This window comes from Limnohabitans sp. 2KL-27, assembly GCF_001269345.1.
Taxonomy (GTDB): domain Bacteria; phylum Pseudomonadota; class Gammaproteobacteria; order Burkholderiales; family Burkholderiaceae_C; genus Limnohabitans_A.
The window spans coordinates 520,571-542,830 of sequence record NZ_CXOP01000002.1; the positions used below are offsets into that span (position 1 = coordinate 520,571).

Annotated in this window: 30 protein-coding genes; 23 read left to right on the plus strand and 7 right to left on the minus strand. The window is 58.9% G+C overall.

The features are described 5' to 3' along the window. Positions 1-11: 11 nt before the first annotated feature. Positions 12-704, plus strand: coding sequence for a dienelactone hydrolase family protein (locus LHAB_RS05095; RefSeq protein ID WP_090047700.1), 693 nt, complete (start codon positions 12-14; stop codon positions 702-704). A gap of 9 nt (positions 705-713) precedes the next feature. Here the strand turns inward: LHAB_RS05095 and LHAB_RS05100 are convergent, their stop codons facing one another. Next, the gene (locus LHAB_RS05100; RefSeq protein ID WP_369814126.1) at positions 714-1,859 is read right to left on the minus strand and encodes a magnesium transporter CorA family protein; all 1,146 of its coding nucleotides are present in this window, start codon (positions 1,857-1,859) and stop codon (positions 714-716) included. 32 nt (positions 1,860-1,891) lie between these two features. After that, a complete protein-coding gene (gene hemB / locus LHAB_RS05105; RefSeq protein WP_090044276.1) occupies positions 1,892-2,896 on the minus strand; it encodes a porphobilinogen synthase in 1,005 nt (334 codons plus the stop codon). Between the two features lie 323 nt (positions 2,897-3,219). Here hemB and LHAB_RS05110 point away from each other — a divergent pair, with 323 nt between their 5' ends. The 21 genes from LHAB_RS05110 to LHAB_RS05210 all read left to right on the plus strand — a co-directional run bounded on the left by LHAB_RS05110 (position 3,220) and on the right by LHAB_RS05210 (position 17,724). Continuing rightward, positions 3,220-3,648: a CopD family protein gene (locus LHAB_RS05110; RefSeq protein ID WP_090044278.1), complete on the plus strand. Its 429-nt coding sequence runs from the start codon at positions 3,220-3,222 to the stop codon at positions 3,646-3,648. Positions 3,649-3,657: 9 nt separating this feature from the next. Continuing rightward, on the plus strand, positions 3,658-4,773 hold the full coding sequence (locus LHAB_RS05115) for a VanZ family protein (protein ID WP_090044280.1): 1,116 nt from the start codon (positions 3,658-3,660) through the stop codon (positions 4,771-4,773). Positions 4,774-4,798: 25 nt separating this feature from the next. Beyond that, positions 4,799-5,143 (plus strand): (2Fe-2S) ferredoxin domain-containing protein, encoded by a 345-nt coding sequence (locus tag LHAB_RS05120; protein ID WP_090044283.1) that lies wholly within the window; start codon positions 4,799-4,801, stop codon positions 5,141-5,143. After that, positions 5,143-5,769, plus strand: coding sequence for an alpha/beta hydrolase (locus tag LHAB_RS05125; RefSeq protein WP_090044286.1), 627 nt, complete (start codon positions 5,143-5,145; stop codon positions 5,767-5,769). Before LHAB_RS05120 ends, LHAB_RS05125 begins: the two co-directional genes overlap by 1 nt. A gap of 46 nt (positions 5,770-5,815) precedes the next feature. Beyond that, positions 5,816-6,973 (plus strand): D-alanyl-D-alanine carboxypeptidase family protein, encoded by a 1,158-nt coding sequence (locus LHAB_RS05130; RefSeq protein WP_090044289.1) that lies wholly within the window; start codon positions 5,816-5,818, stop codon positions 6,971-6,973. Between the two features lie 136 nt (positions 6,974-7,109). Beyond that, a complete protein-coding gene (gene rpsL, locus LHAB_RS05135) occupies positions 7,110-7,487 on the plus strand; it encodes a 30S ribosomal protein S12 (protein ID WP_011466063.1) in 378 nt (125 codons plus the stop codon). Positions 7,488-7,652: 165 nt separating this feature from the next. Beyond that, the gene (gene rpsG / locus LHAB_RS05140; protein WP_019426275.1) at positions 7,653-8,123 is read left to right on the plus strand and encodes a 30S ribosomal protein S7; all 471 of its coding nucleotides are present in this window, start codon (positions 7,653-7,655) and stop codon (positions 8,121-8,123) included. 99 nt (positions 8,124-8,222) lie between these two features. Further along, positions 8,223-10,325 (plus strand): elongation factor G, encoded by a 2,103-nt coding sequence (fusA, locus tag LHAB_RS05145; RefSeq protein ID WP_090044291.1) that lies wholly within the window; start codon positions 8,223-8,225, stop codon positions 10,323-10,325. 164 nt (positions 10,326-10,489) lie between these two features. Beyond that, positions 10,490-11,680, plus strand: coding sequence for an elongation factor Tu (tuf, locus tag LHAB_RS05150; RefSeq protein WP_053172486.1), 1,191 nt, complete (start codon positions 10,490-10,492; stop codon positions 11,678-11,680). A gap of 75 nt (positions 11,681-11,755) precedes the next feature. After that, positions 11,756-12,070, plus strand: coding sequence for a 30S ribosomal protein S10 (gene rpsJ / locus LHAB_RS05155; RefSeq protein WP_019426908.1), 315 nt, complete (start codon positions 11,756-11,758; stop codon positions 12,068-12,070). 181 nt (positions 12,071-12,251) lie between these two features. Continuing rightward, positions 12,252-12,917 (plus strand): 50S ribosomal protein L3, encoded by a 666-nt coding sequence (gene rplC, locus LHAB_RS05160; protein ID WP_090044293.1) that lies wholly within the window; start codon positions 12,252-12,254, stop codon positions 12,915-12,917. After that, positions 12,917-13,537, plus strand: a complete 621-nt coding sequence (rplD, locus tag LHAB_RS05165; protein ID WP_019426906.1) for a 50S ribosomal protein L4 — start codon at positions 12,917-12,919, stop codon at positions 13,535-13,537. Before rplC ends, rplD begins: the two co-directional genes overlap by 1 nt. Then, on the plus strand, positions 13,534-13,848 hold the full coding sequence (gene rplW, locus LHAB_RS05170) for a 50S ribosomal protein L23 (RefSeq protein ID WP_053172819.1): 315 nt from the start codon (positions 13,534-13,536) through the stop codon (positions 13,846-13,848). Before rplD ends, rplW begins: the two co-directional genes overlap by 4 nt. Before the next feature lie 2 nt (positions 13,849-13,850). Further along, on the plus strand, positions 13,851-14,675 hold the full coding sequence (gene rplB, locus LHAB_RS05175) for a 50S ribosomal protein L2 (RefSeq protein ID WP_090044295.1): 825 nt from the start codon (positions 13,851-13,853) through the stop codon (positions 14,673-14,675). Between the two features lie 10 nt (positions 14,676-14,685). Then, on the plus strand, positions 14,686-14,964 hold the full coding sequence (gene rpsS / locus LHAB_RS05180) for a 30S ribosomal protein S19 (RefSeq protein WP_007847809.1): 279 nt from the start codon (positions 14,686-14,688) through the stop codon (positions 14,962-14,964). A 9-nt stretch (positions 14,965-14,973) separates the two neighbouring features. After that, positions 14,974-15,303: a 50S ribosomal protein L22 gene (gene rplV, locus LHAB_RS05185; protein ID WP_019426902.1), complete on the plus strand. Its 330-nt coding sequence runs from the start codon at positions 14,974-14,976 to the stop codon at positions 15,301-15,303. 13 nt (positions 15,304-15,316) lie between these two features. After that, the gene (gene rpsC, locus LHAB_RS05190) at positions 15,317-16,195 is read left to right on the plus strand and encodes a 30S ribosomal protein S3 (RefSeq protein WP_090044298.1); all 879 of its coding nucleotides are present in this window, start codon (positions 15,317-15,319) and stop codon (positions 16,193-16,195) included. 11 nt (positions 16,196-16,206) lie between these two features. After that, a complete protein-coding gene (rplP, locus tag LHAB_RS05195) occupies positions 16,207-16,623 on the plus strand; it encodes a 50S ribosomal protein L16 (RefSeq protein WP_019426900.1) in 417 nt (138 codons plus the stop codon). A 17-nt stretch (positions 16,624-16,640) separates the two neighbouring features. Next, positions 16,641-16,835: a 50S ribosomal protein L29 gene (gene rpmC, locus LHAB_RS05200; protein ID WP_090044301.1), complete on the plus strand. Its 195-nt coding sequence runs from the start codon at positions 16,641-16,643 to the stop codon at positions 16,833-16,835. 9 nt (positions 16,836-16,844) lie between these two features. After that, positions 16,845-17,114 carry a 30S ribosomal protein S17 gene (gene rpsQ / locus LHAB_RS05205; RefSeq protein WP_090044304.1) on the plus strand — a complete coding sequence of 90 codons (270 nt, stop codon included), beginning with the start codon at positions 16,845-16,847 and terminating at the stop codon, positions 17,112-17,114. A 103-nt stretch (positions 17,115-17,217) separates the two neighbouring features. Further along, positions 17,218-17,724 carry a peroxiredoxin gene (locus LHAB_RS05210; protein WP_090044307.1) on the plus strand — a complete coding sequence of 169 codons (507 nt, stop codon included), beginning with the start codon at positions 17,218-17,220 and terminating at the stop codon, positions 17,722-17,724. Positions 17,725-17,810: 86 nt separating this feature from the next. Here the strand turns inward: LHAB_RS05210 and LHAB_RS05215 are convergent, their stop codons facing one another. Beyond that, positions 17,811-18,314, minus strand: coding sequence for a GNAT family N-acetyltransferase (locus LHAB_RS05215; protein ID WP_090044310.1), 504 nt, complete (start codon positions 18,312-18,314; stop codon positions 17,811-17,813). A 38-nt stretch (positions 18,315-18,352) separates the two neighbouring features. Then, positions 18,353-19,015: a cytochrome b/b6 domain-containing protein gene (locus tag LHAB_RS05220; protein ID WP_090047702.1), complete on the minus strand. Its 663-nt coding sequence runs from the start codon at positions 19,013-19,015 to the stop codon at positions 18,353-18,355. Between the two features lie 92 nt (positions 19,016-19,107). Between LHAB_RS05220 and LHAB_RS05225 the strand changes: the two genes are divergently transcribed. Beyond that, positions 19,108-19,560: a c-type cytochrome gene (locus tag LHAB_RS05225; RefSeq protein ID WP_090044312.1), complete on the plus strand. Its 453-nt coding sequence runs from the start codon at positions 19,108-19,110 to the stop codon at positions 19,558-19,560. Positions 19,561-19,641: 81 nt separating this feature from the next. Here the strand turns inward: LHAB_RS05225 and LHAB_RS05230 are convergent, their stop codons facing one another. The 3 genes from LHAB_RS05230 to LHAB_RS05240 form a co-directional block, all read right to left on the minus strand. Then, positions 19,642-20,169, minus strand: coding sequence for a TlpA disulfide reductase family protein (locus tag LHAB_RS05230; RefSeq protein ID WP_090044315.1), 528 nt, complete (start codon positions 20,167-20,169; stop codon positions 19,642-19,644). Positions 20,170-20,247: 78 nt separating this feature from the next. Next, a complete protein-coding gene (locus tag LHAB_RS05235) occupies positions 20,248-20,976 on the minus strand; it encodes an alpha/beta fold hydrolase (RefSeq protein ID WP_090044318.1) in 729 nt (242 codons plus the stop codon). Beyond that, positions 20,976-22,220, minus strand: a complete 1,245-nt coding sequence (locus LHAB_RS05240; protein ID WP_090044321.1) for a CaiB/BaiF CoA transferase family protein — start codon at positions 22,218-22,220, stop codon at positions 20,976-20,978. Before LHAB_RS05240 ends, LHAB_RS05235 begins: the two co-directional genes overlap by 1 nt. Positions 22,221-22,260 lie beyond the last annotated feature (40 nt).

The window sequence follows — 22,260 nt, forward strand, 5'->3', positions numbered from 1 at the left end:
AAGGCAAACACATGGGAACGATGATGGAACTGCACAGCGCAGACGGCACAGCAGTGCCCGCCTACGAGGCTCGACCTGCAGGCATACCCAAGGGGGCTGTGGTGGTGATTCAGGAGATTTTTGGCGTCAACAGCCACATCCGCGCTGTGGCCGACGGCTATGCCGCCGAGGGTTACCTGGCGGTGGCTCCGGCCGCCTTTCACCGCGTCAAACCATGGGTGACGCTGGGGTACACCGATGCGGACATGGGCGAAGGCTTTGGCTACAAAACAGCGGTCGAGGCCTTGCCCGCGCCGGGTGTGATGCAGGACATTCAGGCCGCCATTGACCATGCGGCGCAGGCCTCAGGCGGCAAGAAAGTGGGCATCGTGGGTTATTGCTGGGGCGGCTTGCTGACCTGGCGTGCGGCCTGCACCTTGTCCGGCCTGAGCGCGGCAGTGCCGTATTACGGTGGGGGTATGACCACAGAGGTGGAAGCCGCCCGTCAGCCTCGCGTGCCTGTTCTGGCGCACTTTGCCGAGGAGGACAAGTGGATTGCGTTGGACACGGTGGTCGCATTCCAAAAGGCTCACCCCGAAGTGGCCGTCCACACCTATGCGGCGCATCACGGCTTCAACTGCGACCAGCGTGGTTCTTGGCATGCGCCTTCGGCCCAGCTGGCGCGGGAGCGTACGTTGGCCTTTTTCAAACAGCACATGGGCTGATCTGGCCGATCAATCGCCTGTCCGCGCCAAGTAGCGCTTGCGCCAGAACACCAAGCCCAAGGTGATGGCAATGGCCGCCATGCCGCCCAGCGTCCACCAAAAGGCGCTGGCGGTGTGCAGCCAGGGCATGAATTCAAAGTTCATGCCGAACACCGCCGCGATCAGGTTCAGTGGCAAAAAGATCGCGGTCAGCGCCGTCAGGGTGCGCATGATGTCGTTGGTGCGGTTGCCTTGGGCATTGAAGTGCATTTGCACCGCGGTTTCGGTGTTGTGCTCCAGGCGGCGCACGTGGTGCACGACCCGGTCAATGTGTTCCAGCACATCGCGGCAGCGCACCCTCAGCAACTCGTGCTCGCGCAGTGCCCCTGGGTCTTCGCTGACCACCCAGTCGTCCAGGGTTTCGTTCCAGTTGAGCATGGCGGTGTGCTGGTCGTCGCACAGGTCTTCGAGTTGGTGCAGGGCCAATCGCGCTTGAAGCAGGGCGTCCCAGCGGCGAAAACGTGCACCGGGGTGGATCAGCTCGGCCTGCCAGTGGTCGAGTTGGCGGCTCAGTTCACGGCGCAAGTCCAGGTAGGCGTCCACCATCTGGCTGACAATGCGCAGCATCATGTCGGCGGGGCTCAAGGGGATGCCCCGCGCACCGGCCGAGCGGGGGTCGTGCGCCAAGGCCTTGTCGCCCGTCGCGTTCAACAGGCGGCTGGCGTAGGCTTCGCGCACGGCGCAGTCGTCGGGGTGAACGCTCAGCAGCACCCTCTCAAACACCGCAAAACCCACCGGGCTGGTGTCGATGCGCTGCAAAATGGGGGGTCCGGGCCGTTTGCCCTGGGCGTGTGCGGCTTGGGTTGGGCTGTGCCGGGCCGCAGTGCCTGTTTGCTGCGCCAATCGGCGAAACACCAGCAGGTCGTAGTGCGAGGTGAAGTCGTAGCGCGAGGGCAGTTGGGCGTTGAGCAAGTCCGAGACATGCAGGTCCACCAGGCCCTGGCCTGTCAGCTGGTGCAGGCAAGCCTGGATGGCGGGCAAATGGCGCTCGAAATGCGAGCTCGAAAAAGCCAACCAAACAAAGCCTTGCTCGGGCAAAACCTCAGGCAGGGGGGTGACTGAGCCCTGCACAGGCCAAGCCTGCACCTGGCTGCCCTGAATGGCAAACACCCGCAACCCGGGCACTTCTGAAGGGCTGTGGCCGTTTTTCAATGGGCCGCGATCCAGCGGGCGGCGTCGCGGGCAAAGTAAGTCAGCACGCCATCGGCGCCGGCCCGTTTGAAGGCCAGCAGGCTCTCCATCATCACCAAATCATGGTCCAGCCAGCCGTTTTGCGCCGCTGCCTTGAGCATGGCGTATTCCCCCGACACCTGGTAGGCGAAAGTGGGTACCTTGAACTCGTCTTTGACGCGGCGCACGATGTCCAGATACGGCATGCCGGGCTTGACCATCACCATGTCGGCGCCTTCGGCCAGGTCCATGGCGACTTCGCGCAGGGCTTCGTCGCTGTTGCCCGGGTCCATCTGGTAGACCTTTTTGTTGCTCTTGCCCAGGTTGCCGGCCGAGCCGACCGCGTCGCGGAAGGGGCCATAAAAGGCGCTGGCGTATTTGGCGCTGTAGGCCATGATGCGGGTGTGGATCAGGCCACGCGCCTCCAGCGCTTGGCGGATCGCCCCGATGCGTCCGTCCATCATGTCGCTGGGCGCCACCATGTCCACGCCGGCTTCGGCCTGGGTCAGAGCCTGCTGGACCAGCACGGCGGTGGTTTCGTCGTTCAGGATGTAGCCGGTCTCGTCGAGCAGGCCGTCTTGGCCGTGGCTGGTGAAAGGGTCCAGTGCCACATCGGTCATCACGCCCAGTTCGGGGAAGCGTTTTTTCAGCTCACGCACCACACGCGGCACCAGGCCGTTGGGGTTCATGGCTTCGCTGCCGGTCGGGTCTTTCAGGCTGGCGTCGATCACCGGGAACAGCGCCATGACCGGGATGCCGAGCTTCACGCAGTCTTCGGCCACCGGCAGCAGCAGGTCCAGGCTCAGACGCTCCACGCCGGGCATCGAGCCCACTTGCTGGCGCTGGTTTTGCCCGTCCAGCACAAAGACCGGGTAGATCAGGTCGTGCGGTGTGACGCGGTTTTCGCGCACCAAATTGCGGGTGAATTCGTCACGGCGCAAGCGGCGTGGGCGGTTGGCGGGGAAGGGGGCGACTGGGTTCATGCTGAAAATTGTGCCTGAAGTCCCCGCAGATGCCAAAATTTGCGGGGTGCGCGCAGTCGCTCAGGCGGCAGTCCGGGTCCGCAAGGCGGCCCTGTTGTATCAAATACCAAAAAGCACATAAATGCAAAACATGTGCTTGTTATTGGTTTTGTTATTTGCTAAATTGCACTCCGGGCAGCTTGCTGCCTCCCGCTTTTCCTCCCTGAGCGGGGCCCTGACGCGGTAACGCCAAGGGGCTTCCTGCCCTCGGCCTCAGGCCGGGGGTTTTTTTTGCCTGCGCAAGACAAGGGGCAGACCCCGCCATCACTGACTACACTTGAGCCATGCTCTGGATCAAAGCCCTCCACATCGTTTTCATTGCCAGCTGGTTTGCGGGTCTGTTCTACCTGCCGCGGATTTTCGTCAATCTGGCAATGGTCGAGCCTGGCTCGGTCGCGGAACGGGCGCGTTTGCTGTTGATGTCGCGCAAGCTCTACCGCTTCATGACCATTTTGGCCATCCCGGCCCTGGCTTTGGGGTTGTGGCTTTGGCTGTATCACGGCATTGGCCTCGGTTCGGGGCAGGGCTGGATGCATGCCAAGCTGCTGATTGTGTTGGCCTTGCTCGGCTACCACCACAGCTGTGGTGTTTTGCTGCGCAAATTCGAGAGCGGTCAGATGCAGCGCAGCCACGTCTGGTTTCGCTGGTTCAATGAGGCGCCGGTGTTGATGATGGTGGCGGCCGTCATTTTGGTGGTGGTCAAGCCGTTTTAAGTGGCGAACATGCGCGCCACCCCACTGCGCACAACGGCCGCTTGGCCCCTGGTATGGATCTATGCGGTCCTGATCGTCTATGCCAGCCTCTATCCTTTTGACAGTTGGCGTATTCAAGGCATTGCCCCTTGGGCCTTTTTGACAGCCCCTTTGCCGCGCTACTGGACAGGTTTTGATGTCGGCTCCAACGTGGCCGGCTATGCGCCCTTTGGGTTTTTGATGGCCTTGGCCTTGCATCGGACCCGCGACCGTTGGCCCGCTGTGGCCTTGACCACCCTGACGGCAGCGGTGTTGTCCCTGACGATGGAGTCCCTGCAGATGTTCTTGCCTGTGCGGGTTCCTTCCAATGTGGATGCTGCATTGAACATCTGTGGCGCTTTCGCTGGGGCAGCCATGGCCAGCGCTTTGGAGCGGGTGGGCATGCTCGACCGCTGGAGCCGCTTTCGTGACCGTTGGTTCGTGCCCGATGCCAGTGGTGCCATGGCTTTGTTGGCGGTGTGGCCTCTGGCCTTGCTGTTTCCAGCGCCGGTGACGTTTGGTTTGGGGCAGGTGCTGGAGCGGGCTGAGGCCGCTTTGGCCCATCTTCTGGAAGACTCCCTGTTGCTGGAATGGTTGCCGTTGCGCGAGGTAGAACTGCAACCCTTGTTGCCCGTGAGCGAAATCTTGTGCGTGGCCATCGGCTTGCTGCTGCCCTGTTTGCTGGCTTTCGGGGTGTTGCGCCTGTGGGTGCAGCGCATGGTGGTGGCGGCGCTGTTGGTCGGCGCGGGGTTCGCGGCCAGCGCTTTGTCGGCCGCGCTCACTTATGGCCCGGCCCACGCCTGGGGTTGGGTCAGCTCCGAGGTGTGGACCGGCTTGGCCTTGGCGCTTGCCGCCGGGTTGGGCCTGTCGTTCTGTGCGGCTCGGGTGTGTTGGGTGCTGGCGCTGGCGGCCTTGGTGTGGCAACTGAGCTTGCTCAACAATGCTTCGGCCGATGCCTACTTTGCCCTGACGCTGCAAACCTGGGAGCAGGGGCGCTTCATCCGCTTTCATGGCCTGAGCCAGTGGCTGGGGTGGTTGTGGCCTTATGCCTTGCTGGTGTATTTGATCCATCGCCTGTCCTCGCCCGGCCTTGCGAAAGATGCGTGATCAGGTCCGGACCTAAAATTCAGGCATGACCATTGAAAACCCCAGCCCCTATTTCAAGCGCCACATCTTTTTTTGCCTGAATGAGCGCAAAAACAACGAGGCCTGCTGCGCCAAGCAGGGTGCGCAAGAGGCCTTTGACCATTGCAAAGCCCAGGTCAAATCGCTGGGTTTGGCGGGGCCCGGAGAGGTCCGCGTCAACAAAGCGGGTTGCCTTGACCGTTGCTCGGGTGGGCCGGTGGCCGTTGTTTATCCGGAAGGCGTTTGGTACAGCTATGTGGACAAAGCCGACATCGATGAAATTGTCGAGTCGCATTTGAAAAACGGCCAGGTCGTTGAGCGACTGCGCACACCTGAGCACCTGGGGCGCTGATGAACTCAGCGACGCAATCCTTGATCCTGCAAGGCCAGGCTGGGCCCATCGAAGCCTTGTGCGATGCCCCTGTGCAAGGGGACATCCAGGGAACCGCAGTCATCGCACACCCCCACCCTTTGTTTGGCGGGACCATGCAAAACAAGGTGGTGCAGACCCTGGCCCGCGCCTTTGTGCAGTGTGGCTGGCAGGCCGTGCGCTTCAATTTTCGGGGCGTGGGGGCCAGCGCCGGCGCCTACGATGAGGGGCGCGGCGAAGCGGCGGACATGCAGGCGGTGATCGACCAAGTGGCATCCTCAGGCCCATTGGCGCTGGCCGGTTTTTCCTTTGGGGCCTTTGTGACCAGCCATGTCGCCCGGACATTGGCCCCCGTGCGCGGCCTCGACAAGCTGGTCTTGGTCGGCACAGCCGCTTCGCGCTTTGAGGTGGCTCCGGTTGCGCCCGAGCTGCACGAGCAAACCTTGGTGCTGCACGGGGAGCAAGACGATACGGTTTCTTTGGCCAGTGTGATGGATTGGGCCAGACCCCAATCCTTGCCAGTCACGGTCATTCCCGGGGTCGAGCATTTCTTTCACGGACAATTGCCCCTTCTCAAAACCTTGGTCGCCAGGCACCTGCGTGCCTGAACCCCAGCGCCCCGCAGCAGAGCGCTTCCAGACGGTAAAGACCCGCATGACAACTTCATTGAAAACATTGGCCTTGGCGTTTTTGGCGGTCCTGACCCTGTGCGCTCAGGCACAAATGCCGCAGCCCCCCGAGGTGGCGGCCAAAGCTTATTTGCTGATCGATGTCACGGCCAATCAGGTGCTGGCGGCCAAAGACCCGGACATGGCGGTGGAGCCGGCCTCTTTGACCAAATTGATGACGGCGTATTTGGTGTTCGATGCCCTGAAGTCCCGCAAAATTGACCTCAAGCAAACTCTGCCGGTCTCCGAGCGGGCCTGGAAAATGCCGGGCTCGCGCATGTTCATCGACCCCAAAATGCGGGTTCCGGTCGAAGACCTGATCAAGGGCATGGTGGTCCAGTCGGGCAACGATGCCACCGTGGCCCTGGCCGAAGGGGTGGGCGGCAGTGTGGAGCGCTTTGTTCAACTCATGAACGACCAGGCCAAAGTCTTGGGCATGAAGAACTCCACCTACCGCAATCCGGAGGGGCTGATGGAGGCGGGACACAGCACCACAGCCCGGGACCTGGGCATCTTAGCCACCCGCCTGATGCGGGATTTTCCGGAATTTGTCCCTTATTACGCCATCAAAAAGTACCGATACGAAGGCACTCCTGCGGCCAACGACAGCAACCGCAACCTGCTGTTGTTCCGGGACCCTTCGGTGGATGGCCTGAAAACAGGGCACACCAACGCGGCGGGCTATGGCCTGGTGGCCACGGCCAAACGGGACTTCGCCAATGTAGGGTCTCGCCGCCTTTTATCGGTCGTTTTGGGGGCGGACACCGAAAATGCGCGCGCCAACGAAAGCCAGAAGCTTCTCAATTGGGGTTACACCGCTTTTGATGCGGTCAAACTCTTTGAGGCCGGCCAGGTCGTGGTGAGTCCGGCCTTGTGGAAGGGCAAGTCACCGGTCTTGAAGCTGGGTTCTTTCCAGCCACTGGTGGTGGCGGTGCCCGCGGGCACGATTGCCCAGATCAAAACCCAGGTGGCCCGTCCGGATCCGCTGGTGGCACCCTTCATCAAAGGCCAGTCTGTGGGCACGCTGCAGGTGTTGCGTGGTGACCAGTTCTTGTTCGAAGTCCCCCTGGTGGTCTTGGAGGCGGTCGAGCAAGCGGGCATTTGGGGTCGGGCGTGGGACGCCGTGCGCCTGTGGATCAAGTGAGCGCGCGCCTGCCCCGCGGGCCAAATTGTGGATAACTTGCCACCAGCCCGCCAGGCGGTTATACTGGCGGGCTTTTCCGCTTTTGGGGCGGAGAAGTTTCTTTTGTCTTTTCAAACGTTTAGGGACGTTACAAACAATGCCAACCATCAATCAATTGGTGCGTCAGGGGCGCGAGGTCGAAACGATCAAGTCCAAAAGCCCTGCGATGCAAAACTCTCCACAGCGTCGGGGTGTCTGCACACGTGTGTACACCACTACGCCTAAAAAGCCTAACTCCGCTCTGCGTAAAGTTGCCAAAGTGCGCTTGACCAACGGTTTTGAGGTCATCTCTTACATCGGCGGTGAAGGCCACAACCTGCAGGAACACTCCGTGGTTCTGGTGCGCGGTGGTCGTGTCAAAGACTTGCCCGGTGTGCGTTACCACATCGTCCGCGGTTCTTTGGACCTGCAAGGCGTGAAAGACCGCAAGCAGTCTCGCTCCAAGTACGGCGCGAAGAAGCCAAAAGCCAAGTAAACCCTTTGGGGTTGAGATTTTTCGGTGCTGTTTCCCGCGTGGCGCGGTGATCCAGCGAAGTGACCCGAAGCCCGGAATTGTCCAGGTGGGTCGAGTAAGTGAGCTGTTTTGAATAACGCTCGCGGTGTCTGAAAAGATACCAACTGAAGCAATATGAGGTGAAATATGCCACGTCGTCGCGAAGTCCCTAAACGTGAAATCCTGCCGGATCCCAAGTTCGGCAATGTCGAGTTGTCCAAGTTCATGAACGTGATCATGGAAGGCGGCAAAAAAGCTGTGGCCGAGCGCATCATTTACGGTGCCCTCGAAAACATGGAAAAGAAAACAGGCAAAGACCCCGTCGAGCTGTTCTCCATCGCCATCAACAACGTCAAGCCCATGGTGGAAGTCAAATCCCGCCGCGTGGGTGGTGCGAACTACCAGGTGCCTGTTGAAGTGCGCCCTGTTCGTCGTTTGGCCTTGTCGATGCGCTGGATCAAAGAAGCCGCACGCAAGCGCGGTGAGAAGTCGATGGCCCTGCGTTTGGCCAACGAACTGCTCGAGGCCAACGAAGGCCGTGGTGGAGCCATGAAAAAGCGTGACGAAGTTCACCGCATGGCCGAAGCCAACAAGGCGTTCTCGCACTTCCGCTTCTGATTCACAGGGGCTTCATAAACAAGCCCCACACTGTCAGAAGCCAGCCCGCTGGCCCCAAAAGGGGTGGCGGGCTTTAGTACATCATCATCGGAGAAACATATGGCTCGCATCACCCCCATCGAGCGTTATCGCAACATTGGTATTTCGGCGCACATTGACGCTGGCAAGACCACCACGACCGAACGTATTCTTTTTTATACGGGCGTGAACCACAAAATTGGTGAAGTCCATGATGGCGCAGCCACCATGGACTGGATGGAGCAAGAGCAAGAGCGTGGCATCACGATCACCTCGGCTGCCACCACCTGCTTCTGGAAGGGCATGGACGGCTCTTTCGAAGACCACCGCATCAACATCATCGACACCCCCGGCCACGTGGACTTCACGATTGAAGTGGAGCGTTCCATGCGCGTGCTGGATGGCGCTTGCATGGTGTACTGCGCTGTGGGCGGCGTGCAACCTCAGTCTGAAACCGTTTGGCGTCAGGCGAACAAATACAAAGTGCCACGTTTGGCTTTTGTGAACAAGATGGACCGTACCGGTGCCAACTTCTTCAAAGTCGTGGAACAAATGAAGTTGCGCCTCAAGGCCAACCCAGTTCCAATCGTCATCCCGATTGGCGCTGAAGAAAACTTCACCGGTGTGGTCGATCTGCGCAAGATGAAAGCCATCATTTGGGACGAAGCTTCCCAGGGCATGAAGTTCACTTTCGAGGAGATTCCAGCCGACTTGGTTGAAGTGGCCAAAGAGTGGCGCGAGAAGATGGTCGAAGCGGCTGCTGAGGCCTCTGAAGAACTGATGAACAAGTACCTCGAAGAAGGTGACTTGACCGAAGAAGAAATCACGCAGGGCTTGCGCGTTCGCACCATCAACAGCGAAATCCAGCCGATGTTGTGCGGAACAGCCTTCAAGAACAAAGGCGTTCAACGCATGCTGGATGCGGTTCTCGAGTTGATGCCTTCTCCTTTGGACGTGAAAGCCATCAAGGGCTTTGACGAAGACGAAGTGGAAATCACCCGCAAGGCCGACGACAACGAAAAGTTCTCGGCACTGGCTTTCAAATTGATGACCGATCCGTTCGTGGGTCAGTTGACCTTCGTGCGTGTCTACTCCGGCGTGCTGAAAAAGGGCGACACCGTGTTTAACTCGGTGCGCGGCAAGAAAGAGCGCATTGGCCGTATCGTTCAAATGCATGCCAACAACCGTGAAGAAGTCGACGAAATCCGTGCCGGCGACATTGCTGCTTGCGTGGGCTTGAAAGACGTGACCACGGGTGAAACTCTGTGCGATCCCAATGCGGTGATCACACTCGAGCGCATGGTGTTCCCGGACTCGGTGATCCGCCAAGCCGTTGAGCCCAAGACCAAAGCCGACCAGGAAAAAATGGGCATCGCTTTGTCCCGCCTGGCTGCTGAAGATCCATCTTTCCGCGTGCAAACCGACGAAGAATCGGGCCAAACCATCATTGGTGGTCAGGGCGAATTGCACCTGGAAATCATCGTGGACCGCATGAAACGCGAATTCGGTGTGGAAGCCAACGTGGGCAAGCCGCAAGTGGCTTACCGCGAAACCATCCGCAAGACCGTGGACGAAGCCGAAGGCAAGTTCGTGCGTCAGTCCGGTGGTAAGGGCCAGTACGGCCACGTGGTTCTGAAGGTGGAGCCTCAGGAACCTGGCAAGGGCTTTGAATTCGTTGACGCCATCAAGGGCGGTGTGGTTCCTCGCGAATACATCCCTGCGGTTGAAAAAGGCGTGATCGAAGCTTTGGGCCAAGGTGTGTTGGCGGGCTACCCTGTGGTGGACGTCAAAGTCACGCTGCACTTCGGTTCATACCACGATGTGGACTCGAACGAAATGGCCTTCAAGATGGCCGCCATCTTTGGTTTCAAAGAAGGTTGCCGCAAAGCTCAACCGGTCATTCTGGAGCCCATGATGGCTGTGGAAGTGGAGACACCCGAAGACTACGCCGGTAACGTGATGGGCGATTTGTCCTCACGCCGCGGCATGGTCCAGGGCATGGACGACATGGTCGGTGGCGGTAAAGCCATCAAAGCCGAAGTGCCATTGTCCGAAATGTTCGGCTATTCCACGACCCTGCGTTCAATGTCGCAAGGTCGCGCTACCTACACGATGGAATTCAAGCATTACGCTGAAGCCCCTCGCAACGTGGCCGAAGCCATCGTCGCTTCACGCGCAAAGTAATGACAAGCGTGCCCGAGCAAATTCGCCTGCGAATTTGCTCGGGCACCTCTAATTAAAGAACTGTCTGCGATCAAGTGCCACTCTGTGCCCGTGCGGAATGATCAAGCAACCTGATGCAAACATTAAACCAACACACGGGCATTGCTCTTTTTAAGGATTGAAAAATGGCTAAAGAAAAATTCGAACGGACCAAACCCCACGTCAACGTGGGCACCATCGGTCACGTTGACCACGGCAAAACCACCCTGACTGCCGCCATCACCACCGTGTTGGCTGCCAAGTTCGGCGGTGCTGCCAAAGCGTACGACCAGATCGACGCGGCGCCCGAAGAAAAAGCCCGTGGTATCACGATCAACACCGCGCACGTCGAGTACGAGACCGAAAACCGTCACTACGCGCACGTGGACTGCCCGGGTCACGCTGACTATGTGAAGAACATGATCACTGGTGCGGCCCAGATGGACGGCGCTATTTTGGTGTGCTCCGCTGCTGACGGCCCTATGCCTCAGACCCGTGAGCACATCCTGTTGGCCCGTCAGGTGGGCGTGCCTTACATCATCGTGTTCCTGAACAAGTGCGACATGGTCGACGACGCCGAGTTGTTGGAGCTGGTCGAGATGGAAGTGCGCGAGTTGTTGTCTAAGTACGACTTCCCAGGCGACGACACACCCATCGTGCAAGGCTCTGCCAAGCTGGCGCTGGAAGGCGACAAGGGTCCTTTGGGCGAGCAAGCCATCATGAAGCTGGCTGAAGCGCTGGACACTTACATCCCTACGCCTGACCGCGCAGTGGACGGCGCATTCCTGATGCCCGTGGAAGACGTGTTCTCCATCTCCGGTCGCGGCACTGTGGTGACTGGCCGTATCGAGCGCGGTATCGTCAAAGTCGGCGAAGAAATCGAAATCGTGGGCATCAAAGACACGGTCAAGACCACTTGCACAGGCGTTGAGATGTTCCGCAAGCTGCTGGACCAAGGTCAAGCGGGCGACAACGTCGGTATCTTGCTGCGCGGCACCAAGCGCGAAGACGTCGAGCGCGGCCAAGTGCTGTGCAAGCCCGGCTCGATCAAGCCGCACACCCACTTCACGGGCGAGATCTATGTCTTGTCCAAAGACGAAGGTGGCCGTCACACGCCTTTCTTCAACAACTACCGTCCTCAGTTCTACTTCCGTACGACGGACGTGACAGGCGCGATCGAATTGCCAGAAGGCAAAGAGATGGTGATGCCGGGTGACAACGTGTCGATCACTGTGAAGTTGATTAACCCCATTGCGATGGAAGAGGGCTTGCGCTTCGCCATCCGCGAAGGCGGCCGCACCGTTGGCGCTGGCGTCGTGGCCAAGATCATTGCTTAATTCTTTGTGGATCGGTGGCGCAAAGGCCAAGCCTTTGCGCTGCAGCAAGCAGAACACTCACCACAAGGAATTGACATGTCATCCAAGCAAAAAATCCGCATTCGCCTGAAAGCGTTTGACTACAAATTGATCGACCAGTCCGCTGCCGAGATCGTTGACACCGCCAAGCGCACCGGCGCGATTGTCAAGGGCCCCGTGCCTTTGCCAACCCGCATGAAGCGTTTTGACATCCTGCGCTCGCCGCACGTCAACAAGACCAGCCGTGACCAGTTGGAAATCCGCACGCACCAGCGTTTGATGGACATCGTGGACCCCACAGACAAAACTGTGGACGCCCTGATGAAACTCGACCTGCCCGCAGGCGTGGACGTCGAAATCAAGCTGCAGTGATGCAGTTTGGGGTGGCTGAAAAGCCATCCAAACACTTGAAACAAACCTGATTTGCCAGAAATGGCGAGTCGGGCTATAATTTCAGGCTCACCTCTTTTGGGGTGAGATTTATTAACAGTCTTTCACACACCAAACGAGGCTGCCAATTGAAGTGGCCTCGGTGAAAGTTTTGGAGAAAACAATGAGTCTGAGCAACTCCCTCGGGTTGCTGGGTCGCAAGGTGGGCATGATGCGTCTGTTCACTGATGATGGGGATTCCGTTCCTGTCACAGTGCTGGATGTGTCCAACAACCGTGTATCCCAGGTCAAAACCCAAGAGAACGATGGCTATGTCGCTTTGCAGGTGACATTTGGTGCCCGCAAGGCATCGCGCGTGACCAAGCCCATCGCTGGTCACCTGGCCAAAGCCGGTGTTGAAGCCGGTGAAATCATTCAAGAATTCCGCGTGACCGCCGACACGGCCGCCCAGTACGCCGCTGGCGCGACTGTGCCCGTGGCTGCTGTGTTTGCTGTGGGCCAGAAAGTGGACGTGCAAGGCACCTCCATCGGTAAAGGCTTCACCGGCACGATCAAGCGTCACAACTTCAAATCGCAGCGCGCATCGCACGGTAACAGCCGTTCGCACAATGTGCCCGGTTCGATTTCGATGGCGCAGGATCCTGGCCGTGTGTTCCCTGGCAAGAAAATGTCGGGTCACCTCGGTGATGTGACTTGCACCACCCAGAACCTGGCCGTCATCCGCGTTGACGAAGCCCGTGGCCTGTTGATGATCAAAGGTGCCATCCCTGGTTCTAAGGGTGGTTTCGTGACCGTGCGTCCCGCCATCAAAGTCAAAGGAGCGAACTGATGCAGCTCGAACTCCTGAACGACCAAGGTCAAGCCGCCTCCAAAGTGGATGCGCCCGAGACTGTGTTCGGTCGTGAATACAACGAAGCCCTGATCCACCAGATCGTGGTGGCTTATCAGGCCAATGCCCGTCAAGGCACCCGCGCTCAAAAGGACCGTGAACAAGTTCACCACTCTACCAAGAAGCCTTTCAAACAAAAAGGCACCGGTCGCGCTCGTGCTGGTATGACTTCCTCGCCTTTGTGGCGTGGCGGTGGTCGGATTTTCCCGAACATGCCCGACGAAAACTTCACCCAGAAGATCAACAAGAAAATGTACCGCGCTGGTATGGCTTCGATCTTCTCGCAGTTGGCCCGCGAAGGCCGTTTGGCTGTGGTGGATTCCTTCAAGGTTGAGACACCTAAAACAAAGCAGCTCGCTGCCAAGTTCAAGGCCATGAGTCTCGACAATGTGCTGGTGATCGCTGACGAAGTCGACGAAAACCTGTACTTGGCATCGCGCAACCTGATCAACATCCTGATTGTTGAGCCACGTTACGCCGATCCCGTGTCTTTGGTGAACTTCAAGAAAGTCCTCGTGACCAAAGGCGCCATGGACAAACTCAAGGAGATGTTTGCATGAGCGCCGTGAAGTTTGACGAAGGTCGTCTGATGTCCGTGCTGGTTGCCCCCATCGTGTCCGAAAAGGCCACCATGGTTGCAGAAAAATCCAACGCTGTGACATTCAAAGTGCTGCAGGACGCAACCAAGCCTGAAATCAAAGCCGCTGTGGAATTGATGTTCAAGGTCGAGGTCAAAGGCGTCTCTGTGGTGAATACCAAGGGCAAGACCAAGCGTTTTGGCAAGACCATTGGCCGCCGCGACAACGTTCGCAAGGCTTATGTCACGCTGCAACCAGGTCAAGAGCTGAACCTGTCCGGGGAGGCTGCGTAATCATGGCTGTCATCAAGATCAAACCGACATCCCCAGGCCGTCGTGGCGTGGTGAAGGTCACCCGTGACCACCTGCACAAAGGTGAGGGCTACGCGCCGTTGCTGGAACCCCAGCACCAGAAGTCGGGCCGTAACAACAACGGTCACATCACAACTCGCCACAAAGGCGGTGGTCACAAGCACCACTACCGCGTGGTCGATTTCAAGCGCAACAAAGATGCGATTCCGGCGAAAGTCGAGCGCATTGAGTACGACCCCAACCGTACTGCGCACATTGCTTTGCTGTGCTACGCCGATGGCGAGCGCCGTTACATCATTGCCCCCCGTGGCATTGAAACCGGTGCAACCCTGATGTCGGGCCCAGAAGCGCCTATCCGTGCTGGCAACACTTTGCCTATCCGCAACATCCCCGTGGGTTCGACCATCCATTGCATCGAGCTCAAGCCCGGTGCTGGTGCACAAATCGCTCGCTCGGCAGGTGCTTCGGCCACTTTGCTGGCTCGTGAAGGCATCTACGCTCAAGTGCGTATGCGCTCCGGTGAAGTTCGCAAGATCCACATCGAATGCCGTGCAACCATTGGTGAAGTCGCCAACGAAGAGCACAGCCTGCGCCAATTGGGTAAGGCCGGTGTCAAACGTTGGATGGGTATCCGCCCAACCGTTCGTGGCGTGGCCATGAACCCGGTGGACCACCCGCACGGTGGTGGCGAAGGCCGTACCGGCGAAGGCCGTCATGCAGTAGACCCGTGGGGCAACCTCACCAAGGGCTACCGTACCCGTAACAACAAGCGCACACAGGTCATGATCGTGTCGCGTCGCAAGAAGTAAGGGTTAGACAATGACACGCTCTCTCAAAAAGGGTCCATTCGTTGACCACCACTTGTTGGCCAAGGTTGAAAAAGCCGTTGCCACCAAAGACAAAAAGCCCGTCAAGACATGGTCGCGTCGCTCCATGGTTCTGCCCGATTTCATCGGTCTGACCATCGCCGTTCACAACGGCAAGCAACACGTTCCTGTTTATGTGACCGACCAAATGGTTGGCCACAAATTGGGCGAATTCGCATTGACCCGGACATTCAAGGGTCACCCTGCGGACAAAAAAGTCCAGAAGAAATAAGGAAAGACCATGGAAACACGTGCAGTCCTCCGGGGCGTCCGTTTGTCGGTCGATAAAGGCCGCCTGGTCGCCGATTTGATTCGCGGTAAAAAAGTGGATCAAGCTCTGAACATCCTGACTTTCACGCAGAAAAAAGCTGCGGGCATCGTCAAGAAGGTTTTGGAGTCCGCCATCGCCAACGCTGAGCACAACGACGGTGCCGACATCGACGAGTTGAAGGTGAAAACCATCTACGTCGAACAAGGCACCACGCTCAAGCGTTTCACCGCCCGCGCCAAAGGCCGTGGCAACCGCATCAGCAAGCCCACATGCCACGTGTATGTGACGGTTGGCAACTAAGCCAGGAAGAAACATGGGACAAAAAATCCATCCTACCGGCTTCCGTTTGGCCGTGAGCCGTAACTGGTCCAGCCGTTGGTACGCCAGCAACAAAGACTTCGCCGGCATGCTGGCCGAAGACATTAAGGTGCGTGAGTACCTCAAGGCCAAGCTCAAGAACGCTGCGGTTTCCCGCGTGCTGATCGAGCGTCCAGCCAAGAGCGCCCGCATCACCATTTTCTCGGCTCGTCCAGGCGTGGTGATCGGCAAGAAAGGTGAAGACATCGAGTTGCTCAAGAAGGAACTCGCTCTTCGTCTGGGTGTGCCAGTGGCTGTGAACATCGAAGAAGTGCGCAAGCCTGAAATCGATGCCCAACTGATCGCTGACAGCATCACGCAGCAGCTCGAAAAGCGGATCATGTTCCGCCGCGCCATGAAGCGTGCCATGCAAAACGCCATGCGTCTGGGTGCCCAAGGCATCAAGATCATGTCGGCTGGCCGCTTGAACGGCATCGAAATTGCCCGTACCGAGTGGTACCGTGAAGGCCGTGTGCCATTGCACACCCTGCGCGCTGACATCGATTACGCGACTTCTGAAGCCAAGACCACATATGGCGTCATCGGCGTCAAGGTCTGGGTCTACAAGGGTGACACTTTGGGTCGCAACGATGCGCCAGCTTTGGCTGAGCCCCGTTCCGAAGAAGAGCGCCGTCCGCGTGGCCCACGCCGTGATGCACGTCCTGGTGAGCGCCCCGCAGGCGATCGCCGTGGCGGCCCACGTCGTCCCGCTGGCACCAACACAGCACCCACCGACGGCAGCGACAAGCCTGCCGGCGCGGGTGGTGATTCCAAACCCGCCGTTAAGCGCGTACGCACAGTCGCCGCGCCAGCTGCAGCAGCTGACGGTCAATAAGGAGTAATTACATGCTGCAACCTGCTCGCAGAAAGTTCCGCAAGGAACAGAAAGGCCGCAACACCGGCGTCGCTACCCGTGGCAACACGGTGGCGTTCGGTGACTTCGGCCTGAAGTCCACAGACCGCGGCCGTTTGACGGCCCGCCAGATCGAAGCCGCACGCCGTGCGATTTCCCGTCACGTCAAACGTGGTGGCCGCATCTGGATTCGTGTGTTCCCTGACAAACCGATTTCCACCAAGCCTGCTGAAGTGCGTATGGGTAACGGTAAAGGTAACCCCGAATACTATGTGGCTGAGATCCAGCCCGGTAAGGTGCTCTACGAAATCGTGGGTGTGCCTGAAGAGTTGGCCCGTGAAGCCTTCAAATTGGCCGCTGCCAAGTTGCCCCTGCGTACCACTTTTGTGGCCCGCATGATTGGCCAATAATTCAGGAGAAATAAGAAATGAACGCTGCTGAATTGCGCCAAAAAGACGTTGCTGGTGTGAAAGACGAAATCAAAGCGCTGCAAAAAGCCCACTTTGGCCTTCGTATGCAAAAAGCCACGCAACAACTCGGCAACACCGGGACGCTGAGCCAGACTCGCCGTTCCATCGCCCGTGCCAAAACCATCCTTGCCCAAAAGCAAGCCGCCAAGTAAGGAGTGACCATGACGGAAGCTAAAACATCCCTCAAGCGCACCTTGATTGGCAAGGTGGTCAGCGACAAGCGCGCCAAAACCGTGACCGTGCTGGTCGAGCGTCGTGTGAAACACGCCCTCTACGGCAAGATCGTGGCCAAGTCGAGCAAGTACCACGCACACGACGAGACAGGTGAGTACCACCTGGGCGACACCATCGAAATCACGGAAAGCCGTCCGATTTCGAAGACCAAAAACTGGGTCGCTACGCGCCTGGTTCAGAAAGCTGCTGCCGTTTAAGCCCATCCGGCCAACTGCTGCAAACTTTTTGAAAACGACCCACAATGGTGGGTCGTTTTTTTTTACCCCGGCAATATCGCCACAACACAACAAGGAGCACAACATGATCAAAGTCGGAGACACATTGCCCGCAGCCACACTGATGGAATACGTCGAAGTGGAAGGCAACGGTTGCAGCATTGGCCCCAACCCGGTCGACGTGGCCAAAGCCACAGCAGGAAAAACCATCGCCCTGTTTGCCTTGCCTGGGGCTTTCACGCCCACCTGCTCGGCCAAACATGTCCCAGGTTATGTGGAAAACCACGATGCCTTGAAAGCGGCGGGCGTGGACGAAATCTGGTGCGTGAGCGTGAACGACGCATTCGTGATGGGTGCATGGGCGCGCGACCAAAAAACCGGAGCCAAAGTGCGCATGCTGGGCGACGGCAGTGGCGACTTCAGCAAAGCCACAGGCTTGACGCTGGACCTCACAGCGCGCGGCATGGGTTTGCGCAGCAACCGATACTCCATGCTCGTCAAAGATGGCAAGGTCGCCACCTTGAACGTGGAAGGTCCTGGCAAATTCGAAGTCAGCGATGCGGGCACTTTGTTGGCTCAAGCCAAGGGCTGAACGCACGCCAGCGAAAAAAAAAGGGGCCTTGGGCCCCTTTTTTGATGGGTTCGAAAACAGCAGTGGAACAGGTGGGCTGCCCCCCCTCAGAGAATGTCCACCTTGAGGTAATGTGCCCCTGCATGGGGGTTATGGTAGTAGGGCGGAATTTCGACAAAGCCCAAATCTTCGTACAGTGCGCGCGCCGCCTCCATGTCGTCCAGGGTGTCGAGCAAAACAGAGTGGTATGCCGCTGCACGGGCCGCATCCAGAATGCCTTCGGTCAACAATCGACCCAGCCCCAGACCTCGGTAGGCAGGGCGAACATACAGGCGCTTCATTTCGGCAGCATTGGGGTAGTCGCTGGCATCGAATGGCCGCAAAGCGCAGCAACCGGCCACAGTGCCGTCCACCCAGGCCAGAAGCAGCGCCCCACGAGGTTGGGTGTACTCGCCAGGCAGCGAATCGAGCTCTTGCGCAAAATCCTGAAACCCCAAATCCACCGTCAAGCTGGAAGCGTACTCCGTGAAAATGCTGCGGGTGGCGAGCCAATCAGCGCTCTGAACGGGGCTGAGCAATGCAATGACAGGTGAATCTGACGAACGGTTCAAGGGGCGCTTCCTCCACAGACGCACAGTGTAATGGCGACTCAGCTGCCCAGTGACAACAGGCCATAGACGGCCAAGGCCGCCAGTCCCAAGAGAAGCAAAGCCCCAAGACGGTGGCGCAGCTGGTCTTGAGAGACAGGGACCGGTGCAGGCAAGATCTTGTCACCATGCAGCATGGCCGGGACCAAGGGTGGATGTTTCTTGAAGCGGTGCCACAGCAAGGCCAGCAGGTGTGTGATCACCAACAGCAAGATGATCAGTTTGCCCCAGTTTTTGTGCCAAGCGGAGGCCCATGACACCCAGCTGCCGGAGACCAGTGCCGTCAAAGGCCCCGCATTGGCGATTTCATCGTCACTGATCAGACCGGTAGACACTTGCAACAATAAGAAAAACAGCATGGCGACAATGGACCACGAGCCCAGTGGGTTGTGTCCAGCATGGAGGCGATCGGTGGCGCGTGCATTGAGGTAGGCCAAAGCTTGTCTTGGGTGCAAAGGTAAATGGGACCAACGAGACCAATGCCCGCCCGCAAACCCCCAGGCCAGCCTGAAAAGCACCAAAGTGAAGACGGCATAGCCCAAGCGGAAATGCCAAACCATGGCATTGCCCCCCACATTGCCCGTGATGACCAAGCCAATCACACAAAAAGCCAAGGCCCAGTGGAACAAACGGGTGGGCAGATCCCAAATGCGAACTGTGAACATGGACACTTTCATGGATGCGGGAAAGAGAAAATTATGCGAAACTGAAACAAGGATAAATCTTTTTAACCTTTTAACCATGATGGGAGTCAAAGATGAAATACACAATGAGCTGCGCCAGTGCTTTGTTGCTGCTGGCGATGGGCCTGCCCGCCCAGGCGCAATTTGCCAAACCGGAAGATGCGATCAAATACCGCAAGGCCAGTTTCACCGTGATGGCCGCCCATTTCGGCCGTCTGGGTGCCATGGCCAATGGCCGTGCACCCTACGATGCCAAAGCAGCGGCCGACAACGCCGACGTGGTCGCCACATTGGCCAAATTGCCTTGGGCCGCGTTTGGTGAAGGCACCGACAAAGGTGACACCCGCGCCAAGCCAGAGGTCTGGAAAGAAGCTGCCAAGTACAAAGAAGCGGCTGATAAAATGCAAGCCGAAATCGTGAAGCTCAATACGGCTGCCAAAGCGGGCAACATCGATGCGTTGAAGGCGGCTTTTGGTCCGGCAGCCGCCTCATGCAAGGCGTGCCACGACAATTTCCGCAAGGACTGAAGGGCAGCGCAAACCCCAAGCCGAAGTCGATATCGGAAGCGGGTCAGTGCGACCCGCTGACCGATCCGGCTGATGTTCGCATCAGGATTCGGCCAGCAGCTTGTCGATCAGCTGATGCAGTTCAGCAAAATCAGGCGTGCCCACAAAACGTTTGACGACTTGTCCACGCTTGTTCACCAAAAAAGTGGTGGGCGTGAGCTTGACATCGCCCCAAGCGCGCGCCACACCACCGGTGTTGTCAATCGCCACTTTGAAGGGCAACTGACGGGTCTGTGCAAAATTGACCACGTAACTGGGCGGATCGTAGCTCATGGCCACGGCCACCGTTTCATAGCCCCGGTCCTTGAACTTGTTGTAGGTGGCGATCAATTCAGGCATTTCGGCCACGCACGAAGTGCAGCTGGTGGCCCAGAAATTGACCAAGGACACTTTTCCTTGCAATTGTTGAGTGCTGACGGTGCTGCCGTCGAGCAAGACAAAAGAAGACTCTGGCGCACGTTCACCCGCGCAACCGATGAGGGCCAGCAACAGGCCAAGTCCACAGGCACCATTGAAAAAGCGGCGCGCCTGTGAAGGCTGGTTCCAAGGAGAGTTCAAAGGCGTGTTCATGACTGGAAGTCTAATGCGTACGCCATGCCCGTAGAAACCAGGGCCAATGGCAGGCTGCCCCAGCGAAGCGGCGTGACCTCAAACCAATCCCAACAAAAGCTGGGTCAAGCCGTTCGGGTCACTGACCATGGGGTCATGACCGGTGTGCATCTGCATGACGTGTGAGCCCGGCAGCCAGGCCCCGTTCCAAAATTTGGGGTCGACCATGCGTTGGCGGCTGACATCGATGGTGCCCAAAGGCGGCGAGGTGCAGTTGATGAACGTGCGAGGCACACTGGCCACACGTTGTGGATCGAAGTCGAGCACCTGGGTATAAGGCCCGCCCGGATGCGGGGTTTGACGTCTTTGCACCCAAGCATGGTCGGCGGCGCTGAGGCCAAAAACCGACGGGTCGGGGGCAGGGAAAGCATGCAAGGGATCGGCTTGCGCCGCAGCGATGCGGGCATTGCGGGTGGCACTGGCGTGTGTGCTGCTCCAGCTCTCACCGGGTTGGGGCAGTACCGCGTCCAGATACACCAGGCGGCGCAGACGTTCAGGCCTGCGGTCGGCCACGGCCGTGCCCAACATACCGGCGTAAGAGTGCACCACCAGCAACACGTCGTCCATTTCTTCGGCGTCCATGGCGGCCATCACGTCCGCGATGTGACTTTCAAGATCAATGCCCGGGTGCAGCAGATGGGCGCGCTCACCCACCCCGGTCAGGGTGACGGCATGAACGCGGTGCCCGGCTCCCATCAGGCCCGGCACCACCCGCTGCCAACACCAAGCCCCGTGCCAAGCGCCATGAACCAGCAAAAAGTTGGCCATCAGATCACTCCTTTGCCGCGCAAGGGTCCGAGTTGCTCGGCGTTCCAGCCCAGCACTTCAGACAAAACTTCAGCGGTGTGCTGTCCCAGCATGGGCGGCGGCAAATCCTGGCGTACAGGGGTGCGGCTCATCTTGATGGGGCTGGCCACCAGTTTCAGGTCGGGTTTGATGGGGTGCTGCCAATCCTGCACCATGCCGCGGGCTTGGATTTGCGGGTCCACAAAGACCTCGCTCAGGGTGTTGATCGCCCCGCAGGGCACCTTGGCGGCTTCGAGGGCCGCCAGCCAGTCGGCCTTGGTGCGGGTTTTCAGGATGCTCTCCAGCAAGGGCACCAGGGTGTCACGGTGGCGGACGCGTTGGGTGTTTTGCGCGTAGCGCGGGTCCTGTGCCAGTTCGGAGCAGCCGGCCACGGCGCAGAATTTGGCAAACTGCCCGTCGTTGCCCACCGCCAGAATCAAGTGGTCGCGGCTGCCTGGAGCTGAACCCGCTGCGGCCATGACCTCGAACACCTGGTAGGGCACGATGTTTTGGTGCGCGTTGCCTGCGCGGCCCGGCGTTTTGCCGCTGACCAGGTAATTGGAGCCCAGGTTGGCCAGCATGGCGACCTGGGTGTCGAGCAAGGCCATGTCGACTTGCTGGCCTTCGCCTGTGCGCTCAGCGTGGCGCAGTGCCGCCAAAATGGCCACCGTGGCGTACATGCCGGTGAACAGGTCGGCCACGGCCACGCCCACTTTTTGTGGGCCGCCGCCCAGGTCGTCGCGCTCGCCGGTCACGCTCATCAGGCCGCCGATGCCCTGCACCGCATAGTCGTAGCCCGCCCGCTCGCGGTAAGGGCCGGTCTGACCAAAGCCGGTCACGCTGCAATAGACCAGTTTGGGGTTCAAGACACTCAGGCTGGCATAGTCCAGGCCGTAACGGGCCATGTCGCCCACCTTGAAGTTCTCCACAAACACGTCGCAGTGCCGGACCAGTTCCCGGATCAGGGCTTGGCCTTCGGGCTGGGCAATGTCGCAGGTCACCGATCGCTTGTTTCGGTTGGCACCCAGGTAGTAGGCGGCCTCGGCGCTGTCCTGACCCTGGGCATCTTTCAAAAAGGGTGGCCCCCAGGTGCGGGTGTCGTCGCCCGTGCCGGGGCGCTCGATCTTGATGACATCGGCCCCCAGGTCGGCCAAGGTCTGGGTGCACCAGGGGCCCGCCAGAACGCGGGAGAGGTCGAGAACGCGGATGCCGTCGAGTGAATTCATGGGGCACATTGTCGCCAAAACCCAATGTGGCCGCTGATCA